We start from the raw sequence: 25,380 nt of genomic DNA, 5'->3' as shown, positions 1-25,380 counted from the left end.
CTCGGCTGTCCTTCGCAGGGCATTCACGGAGTGATCGAGCGCGCAGAGGTTCTGAACCGGCGGCGCCGAAGCCCGACATGAGGTTGGGCTGCGGGGTCAGTGACCTGGGGCTCGTCCAAGGAAGGGCCGGATCTTCCATCCGGCATGCCGCACCCCCTCTCGAACATTCCCCTCTTTCCTCGGCGCATCGCACCGCGGCCCTAGCCGTGGTCGAACCCGATCCCCGGTCGATCCTCCGAGCCCGAGTGGCCCGGACGCGGATCGACGCGTGGATTCGGGTTGTGGATGCGATCGCCTCTCGTCTCACGTCCTCGTACTCGGTGGTTTCCCGGCGCCGGCCCCTCAGGTCGGTGCCCCCCGCGTCGGGTCACTTGCCCGACGGCGAGGGAACAATCGCGGCCGATCTGCCCGTTCGACTCGGTTCGATCCTGTCAGTCTTTGTAGGCGGACTTGCATCGCTCCCGATTCGATGGAGGTGGATTGCTGCCCGGGAAGAAGGAGTCCTCGCGGCATGACCACCGCCCCCTTGCTGCTGACCTTGGTGCTTGCGATCGTTCCCGGCCCCGGCCCTTCGTCCCCCGCCGCGGCCGGCGGAGCGGTTCAGGGTGCTCGAGGTCCGGTGATTCTCGATTTCCACGCCGAGTGGTGCCCGCCCTGCAAGCAGATGCGCCCTCGGGTCGAATCGCTGGTTCAGAATCGTTATCCCGTTCAATCGATTGACGTCGATGAGCACCCCGAACTGGTCGAGCGGTACGGGATTGAAGGCGTTCCGACGTTTGTGATCGTAGATGCCGAGGGTCGCGAACTGTCGCGACGCGAAGGCCTGGTCGAAACCCGAGAACTTGCCCACCTTTATCGTGATGCCGCGCGTCCGACTCCGGTTCGAGATCAAACCAATCCGCCCGTTCGGAATGTGTCGAATGCGTCGGCGGGTGTTCCACAATCGAACCCTGATCCGTGGGCGACGGTGGTCCGAATCACGGTCAAGGACCGTGGATCGCTTGGGTTTGGCTCGGGAACGATTATCGAGAGCACGCCGGAGGAGTCGATTATCCTCACCTGTGCTCACATTTTTACGGTCAAGGGTCGTCAGCCGAGGCCCGAGCAGTTCAATCTGCCGGTGCTTGTCGAGTTGTTCGACGGAAAGCTCGGTGGTCCGGGAGGTCAGACCGTTCGACCGCTGGGCAAACCGATGCCGGGAGAAGTAATCGACTACGATTTCGATCGCGATGTGGCCCTGGTTCGGATTCGTCCGGGTTCGGTCGTGCCGTCGGCCCGCGTCGTGCCGCAACACTGGCAGGCGAAGGCTCGGATGAGCATGTACACGGTCGGTTGCTCTCACGGTGAGGACGCAACGGCCTGGAACACGGTCATCTTCGCGCCGACTTCTCGGTATCAGGTGCCGGGAAAACGGAATTACGAGGCGATCGAGTGCCAGCATTCGCCGAAGCAAGGGCGATCGGGCGGCGGGCTGTTCACTGAGGATGGTTATGTGGCCGGAGTTTGCAACTTCGCCTTCGATCCTTCGGTCGGCCGAGGGTTGTACGCGTCGCCGAATTCGATTTATGCGATTCTCGACCGCAACAACATGTCTCATCTGTACGAATACCGTGCACCTCGCGGACCGCAGCTCTACCTGGCCGACAACGCGAATTCGAATTCGTCGGGCACGCGGCGGGATCCGCAACAGGAGTACACGTACCGTCTCCAAAACGGGCCGGACGACGAAACGATCGCCAGCCGGAATCCGGGACGCAACGATCGGATGTTGAATGTTGACCCGATCGTTGTGCCGCGTCCCGAATTTCTTGGGATTGAGTTGCCGGAAAACTCACTGGAGCCAGCTCAGGAGGCCCGACCGCGCACCGGGGTGACTCCCGAACTCGCGACGGGGCGTGCCGAGCGTCCGGGCCGATCCGCGTGGACTCCGGTTCATCCGGGAGGCTCGTCTCGCGAGCAGGTGGCCTCGGGAAGTGTCGGGACGGCTCGACAAGCTAACCGACCCGTTTCGAACGGCCTGGAAGGGTCGAATCCGTCAGGATCGGGGACCGAAACGCGTCGAGCTTCCTCTCGGAACGGCTGGTCGACGATCGGCAGTCGAGGGGGATGACCTCAGTCGCCTCGGCTTGTCCGATTCCGTCTCGATGGCGAGCGTTCACTCTGATTGGCCGATCAACGTCCGTTGCGGTTCATTCCGCACGGGCTTGATCGGCCGAAGGCGTGGAAAAGAACTGCCGGCGAGCGGCCTCGGAGATCGCCACGACAGCCGGATGTTTCAGACGGCGGTCGATGGAGATTGCGTAGAACTGCTCGCGAACCGCTTCAATCTGACCGACGAGCCGAACACCGTACTGATTGCAGACCTCGTTCGTAATGATCGCCGGTGCGGGAAAGAGCCCGAAGCCGGAATGGCCGAAGACCTTCATCAGGGCACTGTCCTCGAACTCACCGACGATGCGAGGGCGGAGATTCTCCGACTCGAACCAGTGATCGAGGGATCGGCGCACGGCCGTGTGCTCGGCCGGTAAGAGCATGGGAGCGCCGTCGATCGATCGGGGGAATTCCCCGGTCAACGTTTCCACCAGGGCGGGGGGGCCGAAGATGGCCACCTCACTCTCACCAAGCTGGTGATTGTAGGCTCGAACCGCGGCGCCTGCTGCCAGGGGAACGTCGGAGAGGACGACGTCGAGGCGGTGGCGAGCCAGGTCGCCGAGCAGCTCCTCGACCGAGCCTTCGGAACAGATGATCCGCACCGGCTCTGTCAGGCGAAGCGCCGGTTCGAGCAGCCGCGCGACGACAAGTTTCGTCATGGCGTCGATCACGCCGACGGCGAGCCGCAAGGGGTGGCCGGCCGGTCGGCCGGAGATGGTGTCGCGCAGCTCTCGACCGAGCGAGAAGATTTCGTCGGCATAGCGATACGCCACGCGACCGGCGTCGGTGAGGGCCAGGCCCCGACCTTCCCGGACGAAGAGGCGAAGTTCAAGCGAACGCTCAAGCGCTCGGATCTGGGCGCTGACCGTCGGTTGAGAGACGTCAAGCTGCTCGCAGGCGGCGGCGATGCTTCCCTCGCGAGCGACCATCCAGAAGTAGAACAAGTGGTGGTAGTTGAGTGTTTCCATCGAACTGAGATTAAACGATCAAGGCGATGAATCAAAGGGGACTCTTCGAGTAAACCGATTGATGATTCATCGAAAATTTCGATGAGTCGTGCACGAAAGTTTCTCTTGTCGTTCGAATCACGGAGTTCCACAATAATACGATGTGGGACAATTCGCGTTGTCACAGACTTCAAGACCACGAGCGTCATGAGAGGCGCCATGAGAGTGATGGTGCAAGGCATTGGCATTGCGATCGACCCGGCGTTGCGTTCGCACGTGGAACGACGAGTGGGTTCGGCGATGGGTCGCTTTGGACCGAAGGTCGATCGGGTGACCGTACGGCTTTCCGACGCAGCGGATTCGGCGGTGCCGGGGATTCGATGCGGGGTGACGCTGTCGTTGCCTGACGGGCTGGTCAAGGTGGAGGATAGCGGAGACGAGCCCTTCGAGGCGGTGTCTCGGGCGATCGAACGAGCCGGGCGTGCCTTGGTCCGGGAAGTCGAGCGTCAGCAGGAGGTCCGTGAAGGACTCGGAGTCACCAAGACATGACCGATCATCGTCGATCGCAACTGAGGACGAAGGCCGTCGACCCCAGGTCGGCCGTCTCGAACGCACACCGGATCGGGAGGCGAGGATGAGCTGGGCCACCGACGATGTTCTCGACGCCTGTACCAAGGCGGCCGGTCTGGAGTATGACCCGGTCCTGGGCCGGCAGCTGTTTTACCAGTCTGAGCGGGAATTTCCGGGCCCATCGGATCAGGCATGGATGTCTCGCCTCTCGATGATGGGCAAGCATTTTGGACTTCGAGTCACCCCCTCCCAGTGGACGATTCGGGATGCCATTTCCACGGCTCGTCCCGACATGCCTGTTGTGACCTTCGCTCCGGGCCAAAATGGTGAGCTAGGGAGTTGGGTGATTCTCGTCGGGCACAAGGGAAAGAAAGGGCGGTTGGCCGCGCTCGAGCGTGGCGGGACGGGCGAGACGATTTCCGAGAAGGAACTCGCTCATCGCCTCGGGCTCAGCGACCCGAACACCGTCATCTCGTGGGTGATCGCAATGCCGCTTGCCCCGTGCCACCCTATGCGTGATCCCGATGCCGATGAGATGTATGAGCACGGGCACGGAGGCGGACACGGCCACGGAGGCGGGCATGGGCATGGGGGCGGGCATGGGCATGGGCACGACATCTCACCGCTTCGACGCTTGATCGGCCTGTTGCGGATTGAATCGAAGCGGGATTTATGGGTGATCGTCGCTTATGCCGTGGGAGTCGGCATCCTCTCGCTCGCGACCCCACTGGCTGTCGAGGCGGTCGTTACGACCGTGGCACTGAATCTTCTCCTGCAGCAACTCATCGCTCTGACCCTGATCTTGCTGGCCTGCCTCGGACTGGCGGCGATGCTCCGGGCCTTGCAGACCTACATGGTCGAGATCATGCAGCGCCGGATCTTTGCCCGGGTGACAGCCGATCTGGCCTATCGACTGCCTCGGGTCCGAATCGATGCTTACGATCGCAATCACGGCCCGGAGCTGGTCAATCGGTTCTTCGACGTGCTGACGGTGCAGAAGGTGGCGGCCCTGCTGATGCTCGACGGCATCTCGGTCGTTCTGGGGGCGGGGATCGGTCTGATCGTCCTTGCCTTCTATCATCCGTTCCTGCTTGGGTTCGACCTGATCCTGCTGATCTCGATGACGGGAATGGTGTTCCTGCTCGGCCGGGGGGCGATTCGGACGAGCATTCAGGAATCGGTGGCCAAATACGATGTGGAAGGGGGCCTGGAGGAGATTGCCCGTGCTCCCTTGGCATTCAAGGTGGATGGTGGCGCAGACTTCGCCATGGACCGGGCGGATGCGGCTACCCGACGCTACCTTTCGGCTCGCCGTCGACACTTCGCGATCGTCATGCGTCAGGTCATATTCGCGCTCGCTCTTCAGGCGATCGCCAGCTCGGCCTTGCTCGGCCTAGGTGGTTATCTTGTCATCCAGCAGCAATTGACCCTGGGGCAACTTGTGGCGGCGGAGCTGATCATCGCCACCGTCTTGCTCTCGTTCAGCAAGCTAGGCAAGCACCTGGAAGCCTGGTACGACATGATGGCGGCGATGGACAAGCTGGGGGTTCTGGTTGACCTGCCTCTGGAGCGTCATGATGGCGAATCGCAGCGAGAGGTCCCGGAAGAGGGGGCCCATCTGGTCTTGCGCCATCTCTCCTATGCGTATCAGGACCACCACGCAGTCCTCCACAATCTGGACCTGGAGGTCAAGCCGGGCGAGCGGCTGGCGATCATCGGGCCGAGCGGATCGGGCAAGAGCACCTTGCTCGATCTGATCTACGGCCTCCGGGCACCGACGCACGGTGCAATCGAGCTGGACGGGACGAACACCCGAGATCTTCGGCTCGAATCGCTGAGGGCCGAGGTGGCGATGGTCAAGGGGCTGGAAATCATCGAGGATACGGTCCTCGAGAACGTCCGGGTCGGACGGCTCTGGCTTTCGCTTACTGACGTCCGACGGGCGCTCGACGCGGTTCGGCTGCTCGAAGAAGTGATGGACCTTCCTGACGGATTGCACACGATTCTGTCGAGCAACGGAGCACCTTTGTCGCTGGGCCAGGCACGCCGGGTGATGCTCGCCCGAGCCATTGCCGGCGACCCCAGGCTCCTGATGATCGACGAGGGACTGGATGGCATCGATCTGGATGCCCGCCGTAAGGTGGTGGAAACGCTCTTCGACCGCAATGCTCCGTGGACGCTTCTCATTGTCTCGCACGGACAGGAAGTGGTTTCGAACTGCGATCGGGCGGTTATTCTCGCGGACGGACACGTAGAACACACCCTTGAGATGGCCGGCGGTCAGCGTCGGGACCTCGAAGACTGGTTGAAGGAGACGCAGCTATGTCGTCTGAACTAAGGCCCGAGGAGAAGGCCGGCGCGACCCGAGCGACGGCCACCCGATCACCAGGCAGAGGGTTACTTCCGACCGAAGCGACCATGCTCCCGGCTGAGGTTCCGACCCGTCGGCCCCCGATGCGCCGTCCGGCGTGCGGTTTACCGGCGATACGTCCTCGACCGGGGCTCCCGGCCAGGCCCTTCGACGCCGGTTCGCGCATGCCGGCCTTGCATCAGGTCGGCACGCCGAGGACGGCGCGTCGGGTGGGGTTTGGGGTCATTCTCGTCTGCGTGATCCTGCCGTTTGTGATGATCTGGGTGCCCTGGCGGCAGTCGGTCTACGGCGACGGCCAGGTGACGGCGTTTCACCCGCTTGACCGGGAGTACCAGGTCTTCTCGCCGATTTACGGACGGGTCGTCGAGTTCTACGTCAATGAAGGGGATCGGGTCGAGGAGGGGCAGATCATCGCCCGGGTCGAGAACATCGACCCGCAGTACATTGAAACCCTGGAACAGCAGAAAGAGCTGGCCGTCCAGCAGCTTGAGTTCGCGAATCAGAAGGTCAAGGCGTACGAGGCGGCCCTCGAACAGAAGGTAACCGAGAAGGAACAGTCCGTTTTCGATGCCGAGGCCGCGATCGCGAGCGCCAAGGAGAAGATCAAGGAGGCCGAACAGAAGGTCGCCGAGACCGAGACCGACCTGAAGGGCTACAAGTGGAAGTACGAGCAGGTCCGGGCCCTTTATGAGCGTGGCCTGGAGGCGGGGCAGGCGGTGATCGTCGCCGAGCAGACCTTCCGGACGACTGGCCAGAAGCTCAACCAGATGAATGCCCTGCTGCAGCAGGCCACCCGCGATCTGGAAGGGTACGAGGCCAAGGCCAAGGCCGTCGAAGCCAAGGCGCAAGCCGAGGTCGAGAAGGCCAAGAGCGACGTTCAGAACGCCCAGGTTGACGTCCAGAATTACGAGAACAAAGTCCAGGAGATGCTGGTCAAGATCCGGCAGCAGGAACAGGGGACGAAGGTCCTCACCTCGCAACCGGGGACCGTCCTGCGTATTCTGACGAACGTCGGGGCGGGAGCTCAGGTCAAGGACGGCGACCCGCTGGCGATCATCATTCCCGATACCCCTCGGCTGGCCGCCGAGATCTACCTGCCGGGTCGGGATGTTCCGCTCGTCCACGCGGGCGATCCGGTTCGGCTGCAATTCGAAGGCTGGCCGGCCTTGCAGTTCATGGGATGGCCGTCGGTCGCGATCGGTACGTTCCCGGCAAAGGTGGCCCTCGTCGATGCGAGTGAGACCAAGATGGGCCGGTTCCGGATTCTGGCCGTGCCGGATCTGTCTGGCCCGCAAATTCAAGTCTATGACCTGAATGAGCAGGGCTTTTCCATCGGCAGTACCGTGACCGGTCTTGAGAGCGGAACGACCGGAACCGTCTCCGCAATCGAGATGAATCCGGACGATCCCACGGAAGGACTTCTGACGATTACCGGGATAAGTGGCGAATTCCTCCCTGACGAGCCGATTCAAGATGAGCGGGATGGCCTGGCACGGGTGGAAAGCCCCTGGCCGTCTCGTGAATATCTTCGTCAGGGGGCTCGGGCCAACGGTTGGGTGCTCTTGCGAGAGGTCCCGCTAGGGTTCGAGATCTGGCGCCGGCTCAACGGGTTTGCTCCGGTTGTGGCCGATCAGGAGCCTTCCGCCAAGGACGGCGGGGGGAGTAAGGACGACAAACCCAAGGTGAAGAGGCCGAAATGACCCGCAGGATGCGGAGGCTCTTCGTCAGAATCGCGGCCGGAATGATTACGATCGTCCCGGCCGCGATCGCGCAAGACTATCCCGGGTTTCAAGGGCCGGAGGGTTCTCCGGGAACTCAACTTCCCTTTTCCCTTCAACCCGACCTGACGCCTGGCCCCCCACAGGCGATGGGGATTTCTCCCTTCGGCCAGCCCTTGCCGCCGACGATGCTCTCGAACCCGATGAGCGGTCCTCCGCAGGCCATGGGTGAAACGCTGTTCCGCCCTGGTCAGCAAGGAACCTTCGTCCCGTTCATGCCCGGGGTCGCTCCCGGAGGAGCCTTCTTGCCGGGCCTCTTTCCAGGGATGCAGGCCCCGGCTCCCCCGGCGCTGGGATCGCAGGATCAGAACCTGCTCTTGCTTCCCGGCCTATTCGGCCGGAGCGATGAAGCTCCGGCCGACGTGCCGAGCGACGAGCCCTTCGACCTGCCCGAGGTTGAACAGTTGCAGGTCGGCACGGGAGAGATCCCTCGCGGAGCCCCTCGGATTGATAATCAACCACCAGGGCCTCCCCTGATGCTCCAGGAGGTCCGCGTCTCGTCGGAGCGGCTCTATCCACCGTTCCTCGCGGTCCTGGAAGGACGCAATCGAGCGGACGGGGCCGTGCAGTCGTCGATGGGGGCGTTCGACCTGGCCATCAACGCCGATTCCCGGAACTATCCCCTCGGCTTTTACGACCGGGCGGTTCACAGCCTCTTCCTGACCCAGCCGATCATGAATACGGGCGGTAAGGCGTTCACCGGCTACCGCCTGGCGTATGGTGATTATCCGACGTATTACAACTACTTGAACACGCTCGGCGGCGGTGCCTTCGTGTCGGGGTTCGAGCAACCGCTCTTGCAAAACCTTCGCCTCGATCCGCGACGTGCCCGGCTCTTTCAGAGTGAGATCGAGCGTCGACGCGTCGAGCCTACGATCTTACGAGAACGAATCAGCTTGCTTCGAGACGCGGCGAAAGCCTACTGGACCTGGGTCTCGGCCGGTCAAGTGTACGCGATCAATCAAAACCTGTTGAAGATCTCGCAAACACAAATGGCCACGTTGATGGAACAGGCCAGGCCCGAGATCGGCAGGGTGTCTCAGATCGACGTAATCGCGTTCCAGAACGTGCTGATTCGCCGACAACAGCAACTCGTTGATGCAAGACGCAACTTCGAGCAGGCGTCAATTGTCCTTTCCTTCTATCTTCGAGACGAGCGGGGACTGCCGTCGATTCCCGCCGCGGAAAACATTCCGCTGGCCTTCCCCGACGCGCAGCCGCCCGATGCCTCGCAGGTCGAGCAAGATGTTGCCGTGGCCCTGAATCTGCGGCCCGAAGTCTTCGATCTGATGCTCCAGTACGACAAAGCTCGGATCGACCGCGATCTGGCACGGAACCTGATGCTTCCCTCGCTTAACTTCTATGTTTTCACCGAACAGAATGTCGGTGATCAACAGGTGGCGCTCAAGGGAGACTTCCGGCCGTTTATCCTTGAAGCCTCCATGTTCTTCGAGGTTCCCTTGCAACGTCGGATGGCTCGGGGTCGAATCCGATCGGCCGAGGCGGAGATGCGGCAAATCTCGGCCCGGACGCAGTTCGCGCGAGACACCATTCAGAACGACGTGCTTCGAGAAGCGGCGAACCTGCGAGCGGCCTACGAATCGCTCCAGTACCTGCGGAACGTCGAGATCGTCACGAGACAACTGGCCGAGGCTGAGCGGACTCGTCTGGAGATCATGGCCGCCTCGCCCTTGCTCTTTTTTGTGATTTTGCAGCAGCAGGTGCTCGATGCCCAGGTCAACCGGGTGCTTGCCGAAGGGCGGTACTTCTCGGCCCTGGCCGATTATCGAGCGGCCGTCGGCCTCGACGCCGTGACTCCCGAGGTGGCGATGGTCGCTCCGCCGACAATCCTGCCGGAGGTCGACTCGGCTCCGGCTCCGCCGTCGATCCCTGACGCGGCACTTGGGACGGACCCGATTCCCCCGCCTCCGGACATCTTGCGCGATGATCAGATGAACGTTCCTAACGACGGCGATCCTGTTGATCCCAATGCCCCGGGTGTTCTGAATCCGCCGGCCGGAAGCAACTTGCCGGACGCTCCCAATCTGCCGGCAGATCCCATCCCCGGGGCGCCGGGTCAGCCTCCTCAGATCCCCAATGCGCTCCGCGACCCAGACCCGATTCCGTAAGCCTCAAGAGACCTCGGCTCGTCGTGCTTCGAGTGCTTCCCAGCGCTCGAAGCACGCGGCGAGGTCCTGTTCGAGATCCTCAAGCTGAGCCTTGGCTGCAGCGATCTGCTCGCCATCCTGTCGGTAGAATTCGGGAGAGGCCATCGCCTCGTGGATCGTGCTCAGTCGCGCTTCGAGGTCCTCAATCTGACCCGGCAAGGAGTCCAGTTCGCGCTGCTCTTTCGAACTGAGCTTGCGAGGACGAACCGAGCGAGGTGCGGAGGACTTTGAGGAGCTTGAATCAGAGGATCGAGGTTCCTCGGCCGGCGATTCATCCTTCCGCTGTCGGACGAAATCGTCGTAACCGCCGTCATATTCGCGCACAAGACCCCCGGCTTCGATGGCCAGGGTGCTGGAAACGACGTTGTTGAGGAAGGCCCGGTCGTGGCTCACCAGAAGCAGCGTGCCGGCGTACGAGACAAGCAAGCTTTCCAGTAATTCCAGGGTTTCGAGATCGAGGTCGTTGGTCGGCTCGTCGAGTACCAGGACATTCGACGGCCGGGTAAAGAGCTTGGCCAGGAGCAGGCGGCTCCGTTCTCCTCCGGAGAGAACCTTGACAAGCGTTCGGGCCCGGTCGGGCGCAAAGAGAAAATCTTGTAAATATCCGAGCACATGACGCTGGCGGCCGTCGACGGTGATGGTTTCATATTCGCTGACGTTTTCCTGGACGGTCTTCTCCTCGTCGAGCGTCGCCTTGAGCTGGTCGAAGTAGGACACTTCGAGATTCGTTCCGAGGCGAATTGATCCCGATTGCGGGGTGAGCTGACCGAGCAGGAGGCGGAGCAAGGTTGATTTCCCTGCGCCGTTCGGGCCAATGATGCCGACCTTGTCGCCTCGCATGATCGTGGTGGTCAGGTCCTGAATGACGGGGCGATTGTCGAAGGAGAACGAGACGTTTTTTGCCTCGATGACAAGCGCTCCGGAGCGGTCGGCCTCCTGTGCCTGGATGCGGGCAACCCCCTGGCGATTGCGGCGGGCGCGGTGTGCCTCTCGCATGGCCTTGAGGGCTCGGACGCGACCCTCGTTGCGGGTGCGGCGGGCCTCGATTCCCTTGCGAATCCAGGTTTCTTCCTGGGCGAGCTTCTTGTCGAACAGGGCGGCCTGCTTTTCCTCGGCGGCGAGTTGTTCCTCGCGTCGGACCAGGTAGGTGGAGTAATCACAATCGAAGACGTAGATGTGGCCGCGGTCAAGTTCAACGATGCGGGTGGCCAGGGTTTCGAGCAAGGCGCGGTCGTGGGTGACGAAGAGAAGCGTGCCACCCCATCGGAGGAGGAAGTCTTCCAGCCATCGGATCGACTCGATGTCGAGGTGGTTCGTCGGCTCATCGAGCAGGAGGATCTCGGGGTCGGCCACGAGGGCCGACGCGAGCAAGGTCCGACGCTTCATGCCGGACGAGAGGGAATCGAAGGGAGCGTCCGGATCGAGGCCGATCCGAGAAAGGATTGCTAGGACTCGGTGGTCGTGGGGGCCAAGGGCGTGGTCATCGTCCGGGAGCCCCTCGGCCACCAGTTCGGCGACCGTTCCGGTACGTCCCTGGGGAACCTCCTGAGGGAGTCGGGCAACGCGAAGGCCCGATGTCCGAATGATCTCACCCGATTCGGCCTCCAGATCGTTGGCAATCAGGCGCAAGAGGGTGCTTTTCCCCTCGCCATTGCGTCCGAGGACGCAGACGCGGTCGCCCCGCTCGATGGAGAGATCGATGCCGTCGAGCAGCCGAGGACCACCGAAGGAGAGGACCACGTTGCGGAGTTGAAGCAAGGGCATGAGGGACTCGGACCCGGACAGTCAAGGAGGAATCGAGGAAGACTCCACCGTATCAGATCCGGGGGGCTTGCTTCGAGGTGAGCCTGGCGGACGATCGATCGGCCGACCGTTCCAACCCACCTGACCCTTCGGAGTCGGGGTTTAGTGCGCGGGGTCGATGAAGAAGCCGAAGACGATGAGCAGGACCAGGAGGATCAAGCCGAACCAGGCGAGGTTGTACTGAAGGCTGACAAGTCGGCGAAGGTTTTCCAGGGCTCGGATCAAATGAGGGATGTCGGCCCCTTCGGTCTGGGCGACGAGGAGGAACTCTCGGCCACTTCGCATGGACCAGAAGCCGACTGCCACCAGAATCAGCGCCGTCAAGGCAGCCACAAGCGTCCCTGCGGTCCAGAAGGTCCCGGGCGGGCGATTGAGGATGCCCGAGAGCAAGGCGATTCCGCCAAGGAGGATCGTCAAGATCCCGACGAAGTGCATTTTCGAACCGAGGTCCGCGATGAGATGCCCGTGATCGGGTTTGAACTCGAACGGCTCGCGATCCGAGGGGGGCGATTGATCCATGACAGAACCTGTCTCGATCGAACGGAGGCTCGGCCGAGGGTCTCAGGTCCGCGACAGTATCGGACCCGGAACACCTCGGCATGGGTCGAGTCTTCTCTTCGCTTAGAAGTCGAGAGTCCAGGGAGAGCGCATCTCACGGCGAAGCAGGCCGTTGGCCTCGTCGTCGTCCACAAAGCGTTCCTGCTCGGGGTCCCAGGTCAGCTCGCGACGAAGGTTCAGGGCGATGTTGTCGAGGTGGCAGACGGAGACGGAGCGGTGCCCGATCTCGACGTCGCAAATGGGGGTTTCCCGGCTGCGGACGCAATCGAGGAAGTTGCCCATGTGGTCGTTCGAGACGTAGAGGCGGACGGCGTCGTCGCCGAGCGGCTCGTCGATCAGGGCCTGGTCGCTGGCTTCGATCTTGCCGCGATTGACGAAGATCCAGCCGTTCTCTCCGGTGAAGAGGTTGCCGTTCTCGCCGTCGCTCATGGTCTTCAGGACGGTGCCGTTGTCGTAGGTGGCGGTGCAGACGAACCGTTCGGGCATGTCATACGAATTTGGCAAGACGGGCCAGGGAGAGCCATCGGCATCGACCTTGACCGGTCCGGAACCGTCGTAGCCGAGCGCCCACTGGGCGATGTCGTTGTGGTGGGCTCCCCAGTCGGTCATCTTGCCGCCGGAGTAGGCCTGCCACCAGCGGTACTCGTAGTGGCAGCGTTCGGGGACATAGGAGACCTCGGGAGTCTGGCCGAGCCAGAAATCCCAATCCAGTTCATCGGGAACGCGGGCTTCCTTGAAGGGGCCGCCGACTGGGTTCCGGCCGATGCGGGCCTCGACCTCCTTGATCTTGCCGAGCCGGCCGTTGCGGACGAGTTCGCACGCCAGGCGGTAGCGGGCATCGGAGCGCTGCTGGCTGCCAACCTGGAAGACGGTGTCGTGTTCGCGGGCGGCCTTGACCAGCACCTTCCCTTCGTCGAGGAAGAGTGTCAGCGGCTTCTCGCAGTAGACATCAACCCCGGCCTGAATGGCCGCCAGGGCGGGGAGGGTGTGCCAGTGGTCGGGAGTGCCGATGGTGACGGCATCGAGTTCTTCGTTGGCGAAGAGTTCGCGGAAGTCCTTGTAGACCGTGATGTCGCCTCCGCCGAGGTCTTCGACCGCCTGCTGAGCATGGCTGGTATCGACATCACAGACGGCGACGAACTTGACCCCCTCACGACGAGCGGCCGATCGCATGATCCCTCGGCCCTGGCCTCCGCAACCGATGGCGGCCATGACGATCGTGTCGTTGGGGCCGATCGTTCGTTTCGGCTTGCTGCTCGCCTCTTCGCGAGCGGCCACGACTTCCCGGGCGTACCAGAGGGGCAAGCCCGCAGCCACAAGGGCGGAAGTCGAAGCCCTCAAGAACCCTCGACGCGACCAGTTGGCGTAAGTCATGGGGTGGTTCTCAATTCGGGTCGGGAGAAGGGAGTCGAACCCTTGATTCGGCACGACTCGGGAACTCAGAAGAAGCATCCACCATAGCAGCGCGAGCGGGCCGACGAAAGCAACGTCCCGCCCGCGCGATCGAAGATCATCGAGCCGTTCGCAAGGGCTTGTCCGTGGACCAATCCTCAGCAGCCTTGGTGGGGAGAGCGGTCGAGCCAATCGCTTCGAACGAGGCAGGGCGGACAGCCGGATCGACCATCGGAGGAGGGATCGAGGCAATGGCCTCGGCGGATTTCGCTTCCTCGATTTTGAGCTGACCAAGGGCTTTCTGGGCCAGCGAGTTGGCGGGATTGACCTCAAGGACCCGCCGATAGCGGGTTCGGGCCTCGTCGGTTCGACCGTTCGCCGCAAGGATGTATGCCAGGTTCGCCTCGGCCGCGCTGGGGCCGCCGGCTCGGGAGAGGATGGTCATGGCCTCGTCCTCCTGTCCCGACGCGGCGAGGGCCAGGCCGAGATTTGTCAGGACGCGAGGATCGTTCGGTTCCAGCGCCTCGGCTTTTCTCAACGATTCGATCGCCTCATCCCATCGGCCCTGAAGATAGGCACTGTAACCAGCATCGTTCCAGGTTCGGTAGTCCTTGGGAGCGATGCGGGTCGCCTCGGCGTAGTAAGGAGCCGCATCGGCGAATTTCCCTTGTCGATCGAGGGCGGCGGCCAGCCGTCGGTGGGCCAGCGCCTGCGTTGCGCGATCGACCTTGCGGTCGATCGCGTCGATGGCCCGGCGATATTCGCCTTCAGCCGCGGCGAACTGCCCGCGAGACTCGAAGACACGGCCGAGGTCGAGATGGACATTGGCCGTGCGTTGCGAGGTCAACTCGGGCATCGGTTCGGGATTGGTCGGCGAGCTCGCGTTCGCAGAGGTCGACATGCTATTCATCAGGGCCGATCCCGCCACCTCGTCGGTCGAAACGCCGGGAAACGAGGGCTCGTCACCCTTGCGCTTCTGCAGGGTGCTGCGGCAGCCCGAGGACACGGCGAGCGAGAACAGAAGCATGCCCAGCAGGAACCGACCGCCTCGGAGTTCCGGGCGGCGATCCGGTCCGAGGCACTCCTGACTCGTCGTTTGACCGATCCGATCCATTCGGACGCTCGGGATCGGCAGCGCGGTGCGGAGGTTCATGAGAAGGCCTCGGGTCAGTTTGTGAAATCCGCATTCGGGATCGGAGGAAGCGTATAGGTCTCAGGGGCTCGGAGCGAGCGATCGATGACCACCCCGTTGTAAATCTCAGAGAGATCACCCCGACCACCCAGGAACGGAGAGCCGCCAACGATCAGGCGATCTGGTTCGAGGACGGTGCCGTTGCTTGCTGCCAGCTCCAGGACGGCGAGGCGGCGAGCCTCGGCCAGACCGGGTCGGTTCGGGTCGATCTCCACCAGCATCGGACCGTCGTAGCAATGCAGCAGCGAGACCATCCGGCCAAGGCGTCGGAGACCTCCGGGGTTCAACTGCTCGCTACCGGCGAGGAAGTCGGTGCGGTAGAGGGTAAAGCGATGAATGGAAGCTCGGGCCTGCTGAGCTCCGAAATTCCGATTGACCGACCAGCCGAGCGGCGGCTCGTTGAATCGTTCGTGCTCGCCGACCATGCGATCCTTAATCGTGTAACCGATGTGGTGGACCGCCCGGCCGATCGGGCCAGGTTGATGAATGTGGACCGCCCCGTTGTGAGGCGAGAGTACTGGACCGTGATTGTGAACGTGAGTCGGGGTGACCGCTCCTGGCAGGATCGGCGGTGGAATCACCAGGGATTCGGAGGCCTTCCCGATGAGCATGGGGTTCGGAGGAGGAATCGGCGCACCTTCGATCGGTCCAGTCACGGTAGGGGGCAGTGGGGGAAGGAGATCCTGAGCCCGAGTCTGCCCCGTCGAGGCGATGGCTGCAAGGGCCGCTCCAAGCAGGGCCGCGCCGCGGGTTCGTCGATCATCTCGCATTGGTCTTGTCCTCGCCGATGGAAGGGTCCTGGACCGAGGATCAGTCCGCGAATCCGTGCGGCCCGACCACCCACTGATCTTCACTCTGGAAATGCTTCATGACCTGGAACGGATCGAGATAATTGATCGTCGATCGGTGTGGGTGGCGCGTCTTGCCCTCAAGCCGACCGAGGAAGAAGAATTCCAGGTCGTTGGGCTCCTGATACAGCTCTCCTGGACCGGGAGCGGCCTGAGCCTCGACCGGCTCGACCAGCTCGGGAGTCACCAATACGATCAGCTCCGTCTCGTTCGTCTGGATGACGTTGCGGCTAAACAAAGGACCGACGACGGGAATATCTCCCAACAAGGGAATCCGCTGCGTCGAGCCGTTGGTCCGGGTCGAGAAGAGGCCAGCAATGGCCAGGGTCTGCCCCTCCCGTAACTGGACGACCGTGCGAGCACTTCGCTCGGTCAGCCCGGGGACCGCAGTCCCGGCCACGGCGATTCCCGTGTTCTGGTTCAGCTCGGAGAAGATCGGCTGCACGTCGAGGCGGATCGAATCGTCTTCGAGGATCGTCGGCAGGAATTCAAGCAAGGCGCCGAAGTCTCGGAACTCGATCGTGATCGTGGCCACACCGCCGATGCCGATCTGAGGGACCGGGAAGGGGAAGCTGCCACCGGCGAGGAACCGAGCGGGCTGCCCGTCGAGGGTCATCAGGGTCGGCTGGGCAAGAATGCGGACCAGGTCGTTCTGACGCAATGCGTTCAGATAGAGCCGGAAATCGCCGTCGTTGAAGATGCCGAAGAGCTGGGTGTCGAGCGGGTCGGCAAAGAGGAGCTGCTCGATCCCGAGCAAGGGCTGGAACTCGGTGACTCCGGCCACGCCGCCGACAATCGAGTTAATATTGGTCCCGTCGGTCAGGCGTTGGAAGTTGACGCCAAGCTGTCGCAATCCGGTGCGATTGATCTCGGCGATCTTGACCTTGAGCATCACCTGCCGGGGTCCGCGAACCTTGACGCGGTTGACCACAACCAGGCCCGGCTGCACTCCCGAAGGACTGGCAGCGGCGGGGGGCACGGGTGTTCCAAGCGCCGGTTCCTCGGCGCTGAAGCCGAGGTCGCTGGCCACGCTTCCAACCGCCGCCTGGCCCGACAGTCTCAACTCAGACCGGACCAGCTCCAGCACGTCGGCCATGACCTTCGAATTGGCGACCTGGCCTTCGAGAATGACGTTCTGAGCCACCTGGCGAACGGTGATGTCCGAACCTTCCAGGATGGTGTTGATGCGTTCTTCGAGTGCGGCTTCATCGATCGAAACCACAGCTTCGAGCGTCTGGACAAGGTTCCGTTCCTGATCGATGAGACGGACCGTCGCCCGGCCGAACCCAACCCCGATGACGTTGAGGAACCGCAGGTCGCGGGCCTCAGGGTCCGTGAGCGGCTGGACCTCGATGACCCCGTCGTTATCGTAGGTGATCAGCGTATCGGCCGAGAGGGGACGCGTGAGCCGGAACAGCCGAGACCGGCCGACGATCAACTGCACCTCGGAAGGGGGAAGATCGACGGCCTCAATCAGTTTTCCCGGATCGGGAACGGGAAAGGATTCGTCCTCGTCCTCTTGCTCGCCTTCCAGAACCGGAGGCAAGCCGGCGTCTCCGGGAGGAGGGACGGGAGGCGTGTCGGTCTGAATCCGAATCATTCCGCCCGCCGGAACATCGGGAGAAGGAATGACCGGCGGGGCCACGACCGGGGGCGAGACCACCGGCGGAGGAATATCGGTTTCCTGGGCAGTAAGCCCGGAACCTCCCAGGCACATTCCCGCGACCTGAACGACGACATAGAATCGTACGGCCCCGAGAACCGGCCGACTCCGGACATGAGTGTATCTCACCTGGAACACCCGGTATCCTCCGATGAGTAACCCGGATCGACCTTGAAATCGCCGTTGATCCGGTTCGGCCGTAAGACTCGTACAGGTTATGTGGACTTTATGGCCACGATGGTGATTTCATCGACTGGAACCGATCCCAACTTAAGCCGATCCACAGCCCTTGCCCGACTGGCCCCAACGCCGCAACAATGCGAGACCGGCGTCAACGTACGTGTGTCACGACAGCCGGCCAGCGCGTTTCGATGCGAAGAAAGCCCCTTCTGTTCGGGGCCAAGGGACGTTTCATGACCGGTCAGCAGCGGCTTGGGTTCGGAATCAACACACTCGACGAGTTGCTCGGCGGCGGATTGCTCCCGGGTACCCTCACGGTCATTGCCGGGGCCACGGGAGTCGGCAAGACCCAGCTCGGCCTCCGATGGGCCGATCAGGGACGCCTGGCCGAGGGACACCGCGGCGTCCTCTGCGACCTGACCAGCCGAGGAGACGCTCAGAACCACGCCGCCTACGCGCAATCGCAGTTCGACTGGTCGATCACTCCCTATCGAAGCGACACGAACCTCGATCTCGCCTCGGTGTGGGACTTCGACCGGTCGCTCGGCGACTACTTCCACCCGTTCTCGAAAGCCGGACGCCGCGTCACTCGCCGCGACCTGGAATACGACGACTGGCACGCCTGGAAGACCGACCTGGCCCGCGTCCTGCGCAAGTCGGTCGAGTTCTTTTACGCCCAGTTTGTCCGAGGGGTGCGCCGGGTGGTCATCGACGGGATCGAACCGAGCGACCGCATGAGTGAGTCGATCCAGTTCGAGTTCTTCGAGTACCTCTATCACCAGGTCCTTCGCAAGGAGGACGACTGGGCTGCTCGTGAGCTCTTCCGCGAACACTATCGGGCCAACGAGCCGAAGGTCATGGCCCACCGCTACGACCACGCTTCAATCGGCTGTCTCTACCTTTACACCACCCCTCACGTCCTGCTCGACGACCTGATGACCCAGCCGATCGGCGAGGGAGACGTCTTCTCCAACGCCAATACGATCATCCTTATGGGCCGCACCCGTCACGAAGGGCGGATGGGCCGCTCGCTCTACGTGGCGAAGCACCGAGGAAGCGTCTGCTCCGACGCGATCGTGCCGTATCGGATCACCGATCGCGGGCTGGAGTTCGACCCGGTCTGAGTCCTGCGATTCCCAATCAGCGTTGGGGGATCGTCCGAGGGTCCTGGGCGATCACCTTCTCCGCGATCGCCTCGGGCAAAAACTCGACGACCCAGTAGCGGCCGACCTTCCACTCCTTCTCGCCGCGATCGGCGTTGACAACGAAGGAGTCGATCCGCTCGAAACGATGGCGGCGAGCCTCGCCGTCGAACCAATCACGGAAGCCGGGCGAGTCGAGCGGAGAGGAGTAGCTGTCGACCTGGAACAGGACATAACGCAGGGGCCGATCGTCGGAAGGATCAGCTGCCCGATCGGGAGCGTAAATGGCCTGGTTGCAGAGATAGCTGGCGGAAATGCCTGTGATCCACTGCTTCGGCTCGAACTCGAGGCCAAGGTCGGCCTTCAGGCAGGCGAGTTCGGCCGATCGGGATTGCTCGGGCCAGAACCAACGAGCGAACTCACGGTCGCGGGCGGCACTGATCATATGATAGGGAGAGGAAACCGCCTGGATCAGGTTCCCGGCCCCGATCAGCAAGATCACACCGACGGTCAAGAGCCGCAACCGAACCGCCCGTCGATCCGACCGGCACAGACCAATCAACCGACTGACACCAAGCCCGGCAAGCAGACAGACCGCCGGCGCCAGGTGCTGGGCGATCCGAGCCTCGCCTCCGTAGGGATACCGACCCAGGGCCGCGGCCAGCAGGTTCAGGGCAAACGGGAGGGCGAGCAAGGCGGCCAGGGCGTATCGCTTGCCTCGAAGCAGGGCCAGGAGTCCGACGGCCACGGCGATCAAGGTGAGGACACTGCCGCCGTCGTCTCCTCCGATCGGGTAGGCCAGCAGGTTTCCGGCATGAATCCGGACGAGCCAGATCAAGGTCGCCAGCACCCCCTCCGACAAGGGGGGGAAGGCGTTCGACCAGTACGGAATGAGGTATTCCGTCCGAAGCCATTCACTCTGAGCTGTCGCGAGATGGAAGTGGAACAGGGCCAGGAAGGTCAATGCCGACGACACGCCCACGCCGACAAACGCGGTCCAGACCCGTCGGGATCGGGTCTTCCAGACACTCGGAAGCAGGGCCAGGCCAACCCCTCCGACGACAAAGACGGCCGTGAGCGATCCGGCCAGCGCAATCGGGGCCACGACCGCGAGTTGCCAGAGCCGCCGCGATCGGTGCGGCTCTTTCAGCCAAAGGACCGCGAGCAGGAGTACGGCCGTTGCCGCGAGCAGGTCGGTGGCGTACGACTTCACCTCGTTGCCGTGTCGGATCGGTGAGTAGGCAACGGCCATGAAGCCGACGGCGATCGGATACCCCCAGCCGGGAAGACTGCGCTTCGCCAGCCGATCGAACAGCACCAGGCCCCCGATCGCGCAGAGGGTCGGGAACAGGCGGAGTGTCCACTCGTTGTAGCCGAGGAGCTTGACGACCGTCAGCTCGGCCCAGAGAAAGAGGATCGGGCAGACCTGGAGATAGTCGAGCGGGCCGGCCAGGTCGCGATAGCCCCGGCTAATGAAATTGACCGCGACGAACGCCTCGTCATGCCAGAGGGGATAACGCAGGAGCCATCGGATCAGCCTCAACGCAATCCCGAGCACGAGAAACCCGAGGGCCCACTGGCGGATCACTCGGGGATCGGCCGAGGGCCGCGTGGTGTCGGCGGGGAGTGAGCTACTCACGGGATGACCCCTCCGGGCAGCAAAACGATCCAGACCGGACCGAGGTTCCAGGAGTTTCGATCACGTGCGGCTCGAATCCAAGGGTCCACACTGGGATGTACCTTCGGATTCCTGGCTCCCGATTCTTGAACGTTGTCCCGTTCCCCGATCACCAGATCTTACCCATCCTCAAGCTGTGCGGAGGCATCGACGAGCGCCTGCACGGCGACCCGGAACCGCTGGCGGGCCTGAGAACCGGCTGACGCGAAGGCGGGGGCAAAGTCTTCTCCCTCGACCCAGCAAACGACCTCCATGACCTGCCGGGTCATGAGTTCCAGCATCTCGTCGATCGTCGGCGTGGCCACGGGAACGGGTCCGGAGCGCGCCAAATCGCGAAGCTCGCCGAGCGTGCCTCCGGGAAACGGGGGAACCTCTTTGTTGGTGGGCGTGGCCCCAGACTCGGCGCCCTCCTCCGATCGACCGCGGCGGGGAGGGGAATCAAACCCGTCATCGTCGTTGCGGCGGGTTCGAGGTTCCTCGGGCATGTCGTCGCGACCGGGGAGGCGTTCGTTCGGGTCGCGGGGCAGGCCGGGATTGGGGTAGAACTTGCCGTCGGCGCCGACCCGGCCTTCGCCGGGTCCGATCTGACCGGCACCGACGAGGTCGTTACGGACCCGGGCCACGAGGTCCCGACTGACACCGAGTTCTCGGGCGAGTTGGCGGTCGGAGCGTTCGGGATCGAGCCGCAAGCGAATTTCAACGGCCCGGCGACGCTCCTGGCGACGCAGCGGTAGGCCATGCGTCAGGTTCGCTCCGGCGGCGAAGATGAGGGCCTCGTTGTATGATCCGGCATGAACCTGTGCCGGGATCTTCGGCCGATTCTGCGAGACAAAGGCCGCATGACGATGGAAGCCATCGGCCAGCAGCCACTGGCCGTCCACGTCGAAGACGGTGACCGGCGGCAGGTCTTCGCTCGACTCGGCGTAGCGCTCGATTGTTTCCGGATCAAGCTGATCGCGCAGGTTCAGGGCGGGGTCGAGCACGATCTCATCGACCGGCAATTCGCGGACATCCATGGGCGGCCCTCCCTGGCCGCTCGGGCTGTTCGATTCCGACGACCCCGCCGAGCGATCCGGAGCGGGGTCGACACGGCGCAGACTCTATCGCAAGATGCCGGGGCTGTGAACCGCAACTGGGAACTCGTCGGGAACGTCTCTCATGCGACTTCGGATTGTCGTCACCGGCGCGAGCGGGCAACTTGGCGCCTATGTCCTCGACCGACTCGGGCCGTCGGCTCACGAGGTCATCGGCTGGAGCCGGTCCTCGCCCGGCCATCGGGCAGGATTTCCGATCGAGCCGGTCGATTTGCTGGATCTCGACGCGATCAGTCAGGCGATCGAACGCGACCAGCCGGATGCGATCCTCCATCTGGCCGCAATCAGTTCCGTCGACCAGGCCTTCCGAGACCCGGAAACCGCCTTCGCTGTGAACGCAACGGCCACTGGCTTCATCGCCGCTCGGGCCGACGTGGTCGGCTGCCGGGTCGTCTTCGCGTCGACCGACATGGTCTTCGACGGTGTTCGAGGCTGGCGAGAAGAAGACGACGAAGTCGAGCCGAGATCGACCTACGGCGTCTCGAAAAAGGAAGGGGAGCGACAGCTCTTTCTTCCCTACCCCAGCCTCATGAACAATGCGGTGGTTCGGCTCAGTCTGCTCTACGGCCCCTCCCGAATCGGGAAACCGACGACCTTGGATCGGGTCTTCGACGGCTTGCGAGCTGGTCATCGGCAAGACTTCTTCGTTGATGAGTTTCGCACCCCCCTCGACTACGCCACTGCGGCCGAGGCGCTTGTTCGAATGGCCGAGGAGCGCGAGCATTCGGGGGTCTTCCACCTGGGGGGGATCGAGCGGCTGACCCGGTTCGAGATGATCGGTCGGCTTGCCCTGCATGAGGGCTTGCCCGTGGACCTGATCGGCCAGAACCGGCAAGACGACGTGCCCGCCTCCGAGCCTCGGCCGCGTGACCTTTCGCTCGATTCGAGCAAGATCGAGACTGCGCTACGAGGATTCAAGCGGCCGACGCTCGAAGGTGGGCTCGATCGTTGCCGCGCCGAACCTTGATCGAGCCTCAACCGCGAACGTGGCCGTTACCGAAGACAACCCACTTGGTCGTGGTCAGCTCTCGAAGTCCGCACGGTCCTCGGGCGTGGAACTTATCGGTGCTAATGCCGATCTCGGCCCCGAGGCCAAGTTGTCCGCCGTCGTTAAACCGAGTGCTGGCGTTGACGAGCACGGCGGAACTATCGACCTCGGTCACGAATCGGCGGGCCGCGCAAAGGTCGTCGGTGACGATCGTCTCGGTATGCCCCGAGCCGTACCGGGCAATGTGAGTCATGGCGGCATCGAGGTCATCCACGACAGCGACGGCAAGAATCAGGTCGAGATACTCGGTAGCCCAGTCCTCGGCCGAGGCGGGAGTCATGGACGGCACGATTGATCGGCTGAACTCGTCGCCGCGTAGCTCCACACCCGCCCTGGCCAGCGCCGCGGAAGCGTCGGGGAGGAATTGCGGAGCGATGTCACGATGGACGAGCAGGGTTTCGGCCGCGTTGCAGACTCCGGGGCGCTGGGCCTTGGCGTTGAGGATGATCGAGACGGCCATCGCCGAATCGGCCTTCGCATCGACATAGACGTGGCAATTGCCTTGGTAATGCTTCAGGACCGGCATCTTCGCCTCGGCCACGACCCGACGGATGAGGCTCTCGCCCCCCCGAGGAATGGCCAGGTCGATGAACTCGGGCATGCCGAGCAACAGGCCGACGGCCTCGCGGTCAGTCACGCCGACATACTGGACCGCCTCTCGAGGGAGGCCCGAGGCGTCGAGCTGATCGGCGAGAACAGCGTGCAGAGCCAGGTTCGTGTGACGAGCCTCCTTGCCGCCGCGAAGGATGACCGCGTTGCCACTCTTGACGCAGAGTGCGGCGGCGTCGGCGGTCACGTTTGGCCGGCTCTCGTACATCATGAAGATGACGCCAAGCGGCACGCGGAGCTTCGTCACCTCAAGACCGTTCGGACGCCGGTAGCCTTCGATCACCTCGCCCACGGGGTCGGGCAAGGCGGCGACTTCTTCCAGAGCGACGGCGATCTGATCGATCCGTGCCGGGTTGAGCGTCAGGCGATCGACCGCCGCTGAGGTCAGGCCGAACTCGGGAGCGGCCGCAACGTCTCGGGCGTTGGCGTTGAGAATCGTTTCGACGTTGGCGCGGAGGGCCTCGGCCGATCGCGTTAGCCAGTCATTCTTTGCGGTCCCCGACGCCGAGGCGAGCGATCGGGAAGCGGCCTTGGCCCGCTTGGCGAGCGATCGGCACTGGTCGAGAAGGGACTCGGACATCACCTGTGAAGCCATCGGATTTCGTTCCGTCGTTGAAGCGTAAGTGAGCGCGGTTCGATCGTTTACACCGAGGGACGCATCGCTGACCAGACCTTTACGGCATCAGCCATCGGTTCCACGTCGTGAACCCGGACAATGTCGGCCCCGGCCTCGATCGCCAGTACGGAAGAGACGACCGAGGCGGTCGTCCGCTCCGACACGTCTCGGCCGGTCAGAGCTCCGAGAAACCGCTTGCGAGACGTGCCGATCAGAATCGCGCAGCCCAGCCCGGCGAACCGATCGAGATGGCGGAGCAACTGCCAGTTGTGGTCGGCGGTCTTGCCGAAGCCAATGCCGGGATCAATGGCGATCCGCGATCGATCGATCCCGAATGACTCGGCCCGGTCGATCCGAGACGCCAGGGCGTCGTAGACCTCGGTCACGACATCGGCATACGTCGGGTTCTGCTGCATCGTTCGCGGAGAGCCTTGCATGTGCATCAAGACGACCCCGGCCCCGGACTCGGCCACCAGGCGGGGCATCTGGTCGTCACCGAGCAACCCCTGGATGTCGTTGATCACCGCAGCTCCGGCCCGGAGCGCGGCCTGGGCGACCTCGGGCTTGGTCGTGTCGATGGACAGGGGCACCCCGATGCTCCCGGCAAGAGCGTCGACGACGGGAACGACCCGGCGGATCTCCTCGTCGATCGAGACGGGATCGGCGCCGGGACGGCTTGACTCGCCGCCAAGGTCGAGCAGGTCGGCCCCGGACTGGACGAGTTGCTCGGCCCGAGCCACCGCTGTCTGAAGGTCGGGAATCAGGCCGCCGTCGGAGAAACTATCGGGGGTCAGGTTCAGGATGCCCATGATCGCCGGACGTCGAACGACCCGGTCGGGCAGCGTCCAGTCGGCCAGCCCTGGCAGGGTTCCGAGTACCACGATCGCGATCAGCAGCAGGAATAGCGCAGAGGTCACCGGCAGTGCTTCCGATCCGAACCCAGTTCCCGGTGACGGTGAGGCCCTCCGGCCGATTGATCGACCAGACGGAACGCTCCCCGAGTGATCACCAGGGCTCCTCCATCATATTAACGATATCGACCGCCGCGCGGCGAATGGCTTCTTGGTAGGCAAGGAAGGCGGTCTCGCCCGGCTCGGGGAAGAAGGGGACGGTCTGCGTGAGCGTGACCTTGGGGGGTTCCTTGTCGGGATCAGTCGGATTGCGGAGGTCTTCCCAGCTCACCTCGATGGTCAGGTCGGCAAACAACTGACGCGGCAGGTTGTTCGGACTGACCACGGCGTTGAACTTTTGTGCATAAAGCACGGTTCCGGAGAGGATCGTATCGGCCTTCTCTGGGGAATCGACCACGCGGTAGGTCGTGCGATTCTCAATCTCCTTGATTAGCTCTTCCTGCAAGCGGATGTTGAGATCATCCCGGAACGAGAAGGATCGAAAGATCGGCACGTAGACGGTGCGGATCGACTCGTCGAACGGAGCCCGGAGCGAATAGCCGCACCCGCCGCCGATCACGGCCAGGGCGGCGATCGCGGCGAGCAACGCGCAGGGGCCGGGGCCGCATCGGGGATTGGTTCGAGCCATCGCCATCACGGGACCTCCTGTGCCGGCCCTGGG

General features: G+C 63.3%; 19 protein-coding genes. 7 read left to right on the top strand and 12 right to left on the bottom strand.

The window, feature by feature from the left end:
* Positions 1 to 511: 511 nt before the first annotated feature.
* Positions 512 to 2,110: a thioredoxin domain-containing protein gene (locus tag HG800_RS01310; RefSeq protein ID WP_169972867.1), complete on the top strand. Its 1,599-nt coding sequence runs from the start codon at positions 512 to 514 to the stop codon at positions 2,108 to 2,110.
* Positions 2,111 to 2,189: 79 nt separating this feature from the next.
* Here HG800_RS01310 and nhaR read toward each other — a convergent pair whose 3' ends face one another.
* A complete protein-coding gene (gene nhaR / locus HG800_RS01305) occupies positions 2,190 to 3,119 on the bottom strand; it encodes a transcriptional activator NhaR (protein WP_169972865.1) in 930 nt (309 codons plus the stop codon).
* A 198-nt stretch (positions 3,120 to 3,317) separates the two neighbouring features.
* On the opposite strand from nhaR, the gene HG800_RS01300 reads away from it, so the two are divergent.
* The 4 genes from HG800_RS01300 to HG800_RS01285 all read left to right on the top strand — a co-directional run bounded on the left by HG800_RS01300 (position 3,318) and on the right by HG800_RS01285 (position 9,946).
* Complete coding sequence (locus HG800_RS01300; protein WP_169972863.1) at positions 3,318 to 3,647, top strand: HPF/RaiA family ribosome-associated protein; 330 nt, start codon at positions 3,318 to 3,320, stop codon at positions 3,645 to 3,647.
* Between the two features lie 85 nt (positions 3,648 to 3,732).
* Positions 3,733 to 6,006 carry a peptidase domain-containing ABC transporter gene (locus tag HG800_RS01295; protein WP_206352075.1) on the top strand — a complete coding sequence of 758 codons (2,274 nt, stop codon included), beginning with the start codon at positions 3,733 to 3,735 and terminating at the stop codon, positions 6,004 to 6,006.
* Positions 5,991 to 7,739 (top strand): HlyD family secretion protein, encoded by a 1,749-nt coding sequence (locus HG800_RS01290; protein ID WP_169972861.1) that lies wholly within the window; start codon positions 5,991 to 5,993, stop codon positions 7,737 to 7,739. The genes HG800_RS01295 and HG800_RS01290 overlap by 16 nt, the downstream gene beginning before the upstream one ends.
* A 41-nt stretch (positions 7,740 to 7,780) precedes the next feature.
* The gene (locus HG800_RS01285; protein WP_169972859.1) at positions 7,781 to 9,946 is read left to right on the top strand and encodes a TolC family protein; all 2,166 of its coding nucleotides are present in this window, start codon (positions 7,781 to 7,783) and stop codon (positions 9,944 to 9,946) included.
* 3 nt (positions 9,947 to 9,949) lie between these two features.
* Here HG800_RS01285 and HG800_RS01280 read toward each other — a convergent pair whose 3' ends face one another.
* The 6 genes from HG800_RS01280 to HG800_RS28115 all read right to left on the bottom strand — a co-directional run bounded on the left by HG800_RS01280 (position 9,950) and on the right by HG800_RS28115 (position 17,579).
* Positions 9,950 to 11,749 carry an ATP-binding cassette domain-containing protein gene (locus HG800_RS01280; protein WP_169972857.1) on the bottom strand — a complete coding sequence of 600 codons (1,800 nt, stop codon included), beginning with the start codon at positions 11,747 to 11,749 and terminating at the stop codon, positions 9,950 to 9,952.
* A 141-nt stretch (positions 11,750 to 11,890) separates the two neighbouring features.
* Complete coding sequence (locus HG800_RS01275; protein ID WP_169972855.1) at positions 11,891 to 12,307, bottom strand: hypothetical protein; 417 nt, start codon at positions 12,305 to 12,307, stop codon at positions 11,891 to 11,893.
* A gap of 102 nt (positions 12,308 to 12,409) precedes the next feature.
* The gene (locus HG800_RS01270; protein ID WP_169972853.1) at positions 12,410 to 13,720 is read right to left on the bottom strand and encodes a Gfo/Idh/MocA family protein; all 1,311 of its coding nucleotides are present in this window, start codon (positions 13,718 to 13,720) and stop codon (positions 12,410 to 12,412) included.
* A gap of 136 nt (positions 13,721 to 13,856) precedes the next feature.
* The gene (locus tag HG800_RS01265; protein WP_169972851.1) at positions 13,857 to 14,891 is read right to left on the bottom strand and encodes a tetratricopeptide repeat protein; all 1,035 of its coding nucleotides are present in this window, start codon (positions 14,889 to 14,891) and stop codon (positions 13,857 to 13,859) included.
* Positions 14,892 to 14,905: 14 nt separating this feature from the next.
* Complete coding sequence (locus HG800_RS01260) at positions 14,906 to 15,700, bottom strand: hypothetical protein (protein WP_169972849.1); 795 nt, start codon at positions 15,698 to 15,700, stop codon at positions 14,906 to 14,908.
* Positions 15,701 to 15,740: 40 nt separating this feature from the next.
* Positions 15,741 to 17,579 (bottom strand): type II and III secretion system protein family protein, encoded by a 1,839-nt coding sequence (locus HG800_RS28115; protein WP_169972847.1) that lies wholly within the window; start codon positions 17,577 to 17,579, stop codon positions 15,741 to 15,743.
* Between the two features lie 275 nt (positions 17,580 to 17,854).
* On the opposite strand from HG800_RS28115, the gene HG800_RS01250 reads away from it, so the two are divergent.
* Entirely contained in the window at positions 17,855 to 18,745 is an 891-nt protein-coding gene (locus tag HG800_RS01250) for an RAD55 family ATPase (RefSeq protein WP_169972845.1), read from the top strand.
* Positions 18,746 to 18,761: 16 nt separating this feature from the next.
* Here the strand turns inward: HG800_RS01250 and HG800_RS01245 are convergent, their stop codons facing one another.
* Positions 18,762 to 20,402: a hypothetical protein gene (locus HG800_RS01245; RefSeq protein WP_169972843.1), complete on the bottom strand. Its 1,641-nt coding sequence runs from the start codon at positions 20,400 to 20,402 to the stop codon at positions 18,762 to 18,764.
* A gap of 158 nt (positions 20,403 to 20,560) precedes the next feature.
* Complete coding sequence (locus HG800_RS01240) at positions 20,561 to 21,457, bottom strand: ParB N-terminal domain-containing protein (protein ID WP_169972841.1); 897 nt, start codon at positions 21,455 to 21,457, stop codon at positions 20,561 to 20,563.
* Between the two features lie 142 nt (positions 21,458 to 21,599).
* Here HG800_RS01240 and HG800_RS01235 point away from each other — a divergent pair, with 142 nt between their 5' ends.
* The gene (locus HG800_RS01235; protein ID WP_169972839.1) at positions 21,600 to 22,502 is read left to right on the top strand and encodes an SDR family oxidoreductase; all 903 of its coding nucleotides are present in this window, start codon (positions 21,600 to 21,602) and stop codon (positions 22,500 to 22,502) included.
* A gap of 7 nt (positions 22,503 to 22,509) precedes the next feature.
* Here the strand turns inward: HG800_RS01235 and HG800_RS01230 are convergent, their stop codons facing one another.
* From HG800_RS01230 to lptE, 3 genes are all read right to left on the bottom strand, one after another.
* Entirely contained in the window at positions 22,510 to 23,787 is a 1,278-nt protein-coding gene (locus HG800_RS01230; protein WP_169972837.1) for a glutamate-5-semialdehyde dehydrogenase, read from the bottom strand.
* Positions 23,788 to 23,834: 47 nt separating this feature from the next.
* On the bottom strand, positions 23,835 to 24,725 hold the full coding sequence (folP, locus tag HG800_RS01225) for a dihydropteroate synthase (protein WP_315851946.1): 891 nt from the start codon (positions 24,723 to 24,725) through the stop codon (positions 23,835 to 23,837).
* Between the two features lie 88 nt (positions 24,726 to 24,813).
* Positions 24,814 to 25,353 (bottom strand): LPS assembly lipoprotein LptE, encoded by a 540-nt coding sequence (gene lptE / locus HG800_RS01220; RefSeq protein WP_169972835.1) that lies wholly within the window; start codon positions 25,351 to 25,353, stop codon positions 24,814 to 24,816.
* Positions 25,354 to 25,380: the final 27 nt, after the last annotated feature.

The organism is Tautonia rosea (assembly GCF_012958305.1).
GTDB lineage: Bacteria > Planctomycetota > Planctomycetia > Isosphaerales > Isosphaeraceae > Tautonia > Tautonia rosea.
This window is presented reverse-complemented; position numbering and strand designations above follow the sequence as displayed.

What these genes read in the sequence shown, in the direction of transcription:
- HG800_RS01310 (WP_169972867.1), top strand. Translation starts at nt 512, where the DNA reads ATGACCACCGCCCCCTTGCTGCTGACCTTGGTGCTTGCGATCGTTCCC.
- nhaR (WP_169972865.1), bottom strand. Translation starts at nt 3,119, where the DNA reads ATGGAAACACTCAACTACCACCACTTGTTCTACTTCTGGATGGTCGCT.
- HG800_RS01300 (WP_169972863.1), top strand. Translation starts at nt 3,318, where the DNA reads ATGAGAGTGATGGTGCAAGGCATTGGCATTGCGATCGACCCGGCGTTG.
- HG800_RS01295 (WP_206352075.1), top strand. Translation starts at nt 3,733, where the DNA reads ATGAGCTGGGCCACCGACGATGTTCTCGACGCCTGTACCAAGGCGGCC.
- HG800_RS01290 (WP_169972861.1), top strand. Translation starts at nt 5,991, where the DNA reads ATGTCGTCTGAACTAAGGCCCGAGGAGAAGGCCGGCGCGACCCGAGCG.
- HG800_RS01285 (WP_169972859.1), top strand. Translation starts at nt 7,781, where the DNA reads ATGATTACGATCGTCCCGGCCGCGATCGCGCAAGACTATCCCGGGTTT.
- HG800_RS01280 (WP_169972857.1), bottom strand. Translation starts at nt 11,749, where the DNA reads ATGCCCTTGCTTCAACTCCGCAACGTGGTCCTCTCCTTCGGTGGTCCT.
- HG800_RS01275 (WP_169972855.1), bottom strand. Translation starts at nt 12,307, where the DNA reads ATGGATCAATCGCCCCCCTCGGATCGCGAGCCGTTCGAGTTCAAACCC.
- HG800_RS01270 (WP_169972853.1), bottom strand. Translation starts at nt 13,720, where the DNA reads ATGACTTACGCCAACTGGTCGCGTCGAGGGTTCTTGAGGGCTTCGACT.
- HG800_RS01265 (WP_169972851.1), bottom strand. Translation starts at nt 14,891, where the DNA reads ATGAACCTCCGCACCGCGCTGCCGATCCCGAGCGTCCGAATGGATCGG.
- HG800_RS01260 (WP_169972849.1), bottom strand. Translation starts at nt 15,700, where the DNA reads ATGCGAGATGATCGACGAACCCGCGGCGCGGCCCTGCTTGGAGCGGCC.
- HG800_RS01250 (WP_169972845.1), top strand. Translation starts at nt 17,855, where the DNA reads ATGACCGGTCAGCAGCGGCTTGGGTTCGGAATCAACACACTCGACGAG.
- HG800_RS01240 (WP_169972841.1), bottom strand. Translation starts at nt 21,457, where the DNA reads ATGGATGTCCGCGAATTGCCGGTCGATGAGATCGTGCTCGACCCCGCC.
- HG800_RS01235 (WP_169972839.1), top strand. Translation starts at nt 21,600, where the DNA reads ATGCGACTTCGGATTGTCGTCACCGGCGCGAGCGGGCAACTTGGCGCC.
- HG800_RS01230 (WP_169972837.1), bottom strand. Translation starts at nt 23,787, where the DNA reads ATGGCTTCACAGGTGATGTCCGAGTCCCTTCTCGACCAGTGCCGATCG.
- lptE (WP_169972835.1), bottom strand. Translation starts at nt 25,353, where the DNA reads ATGGCGATGGCTCGAACCAATCCCCGATGCGGCCCCGGCCCCTGCGCG.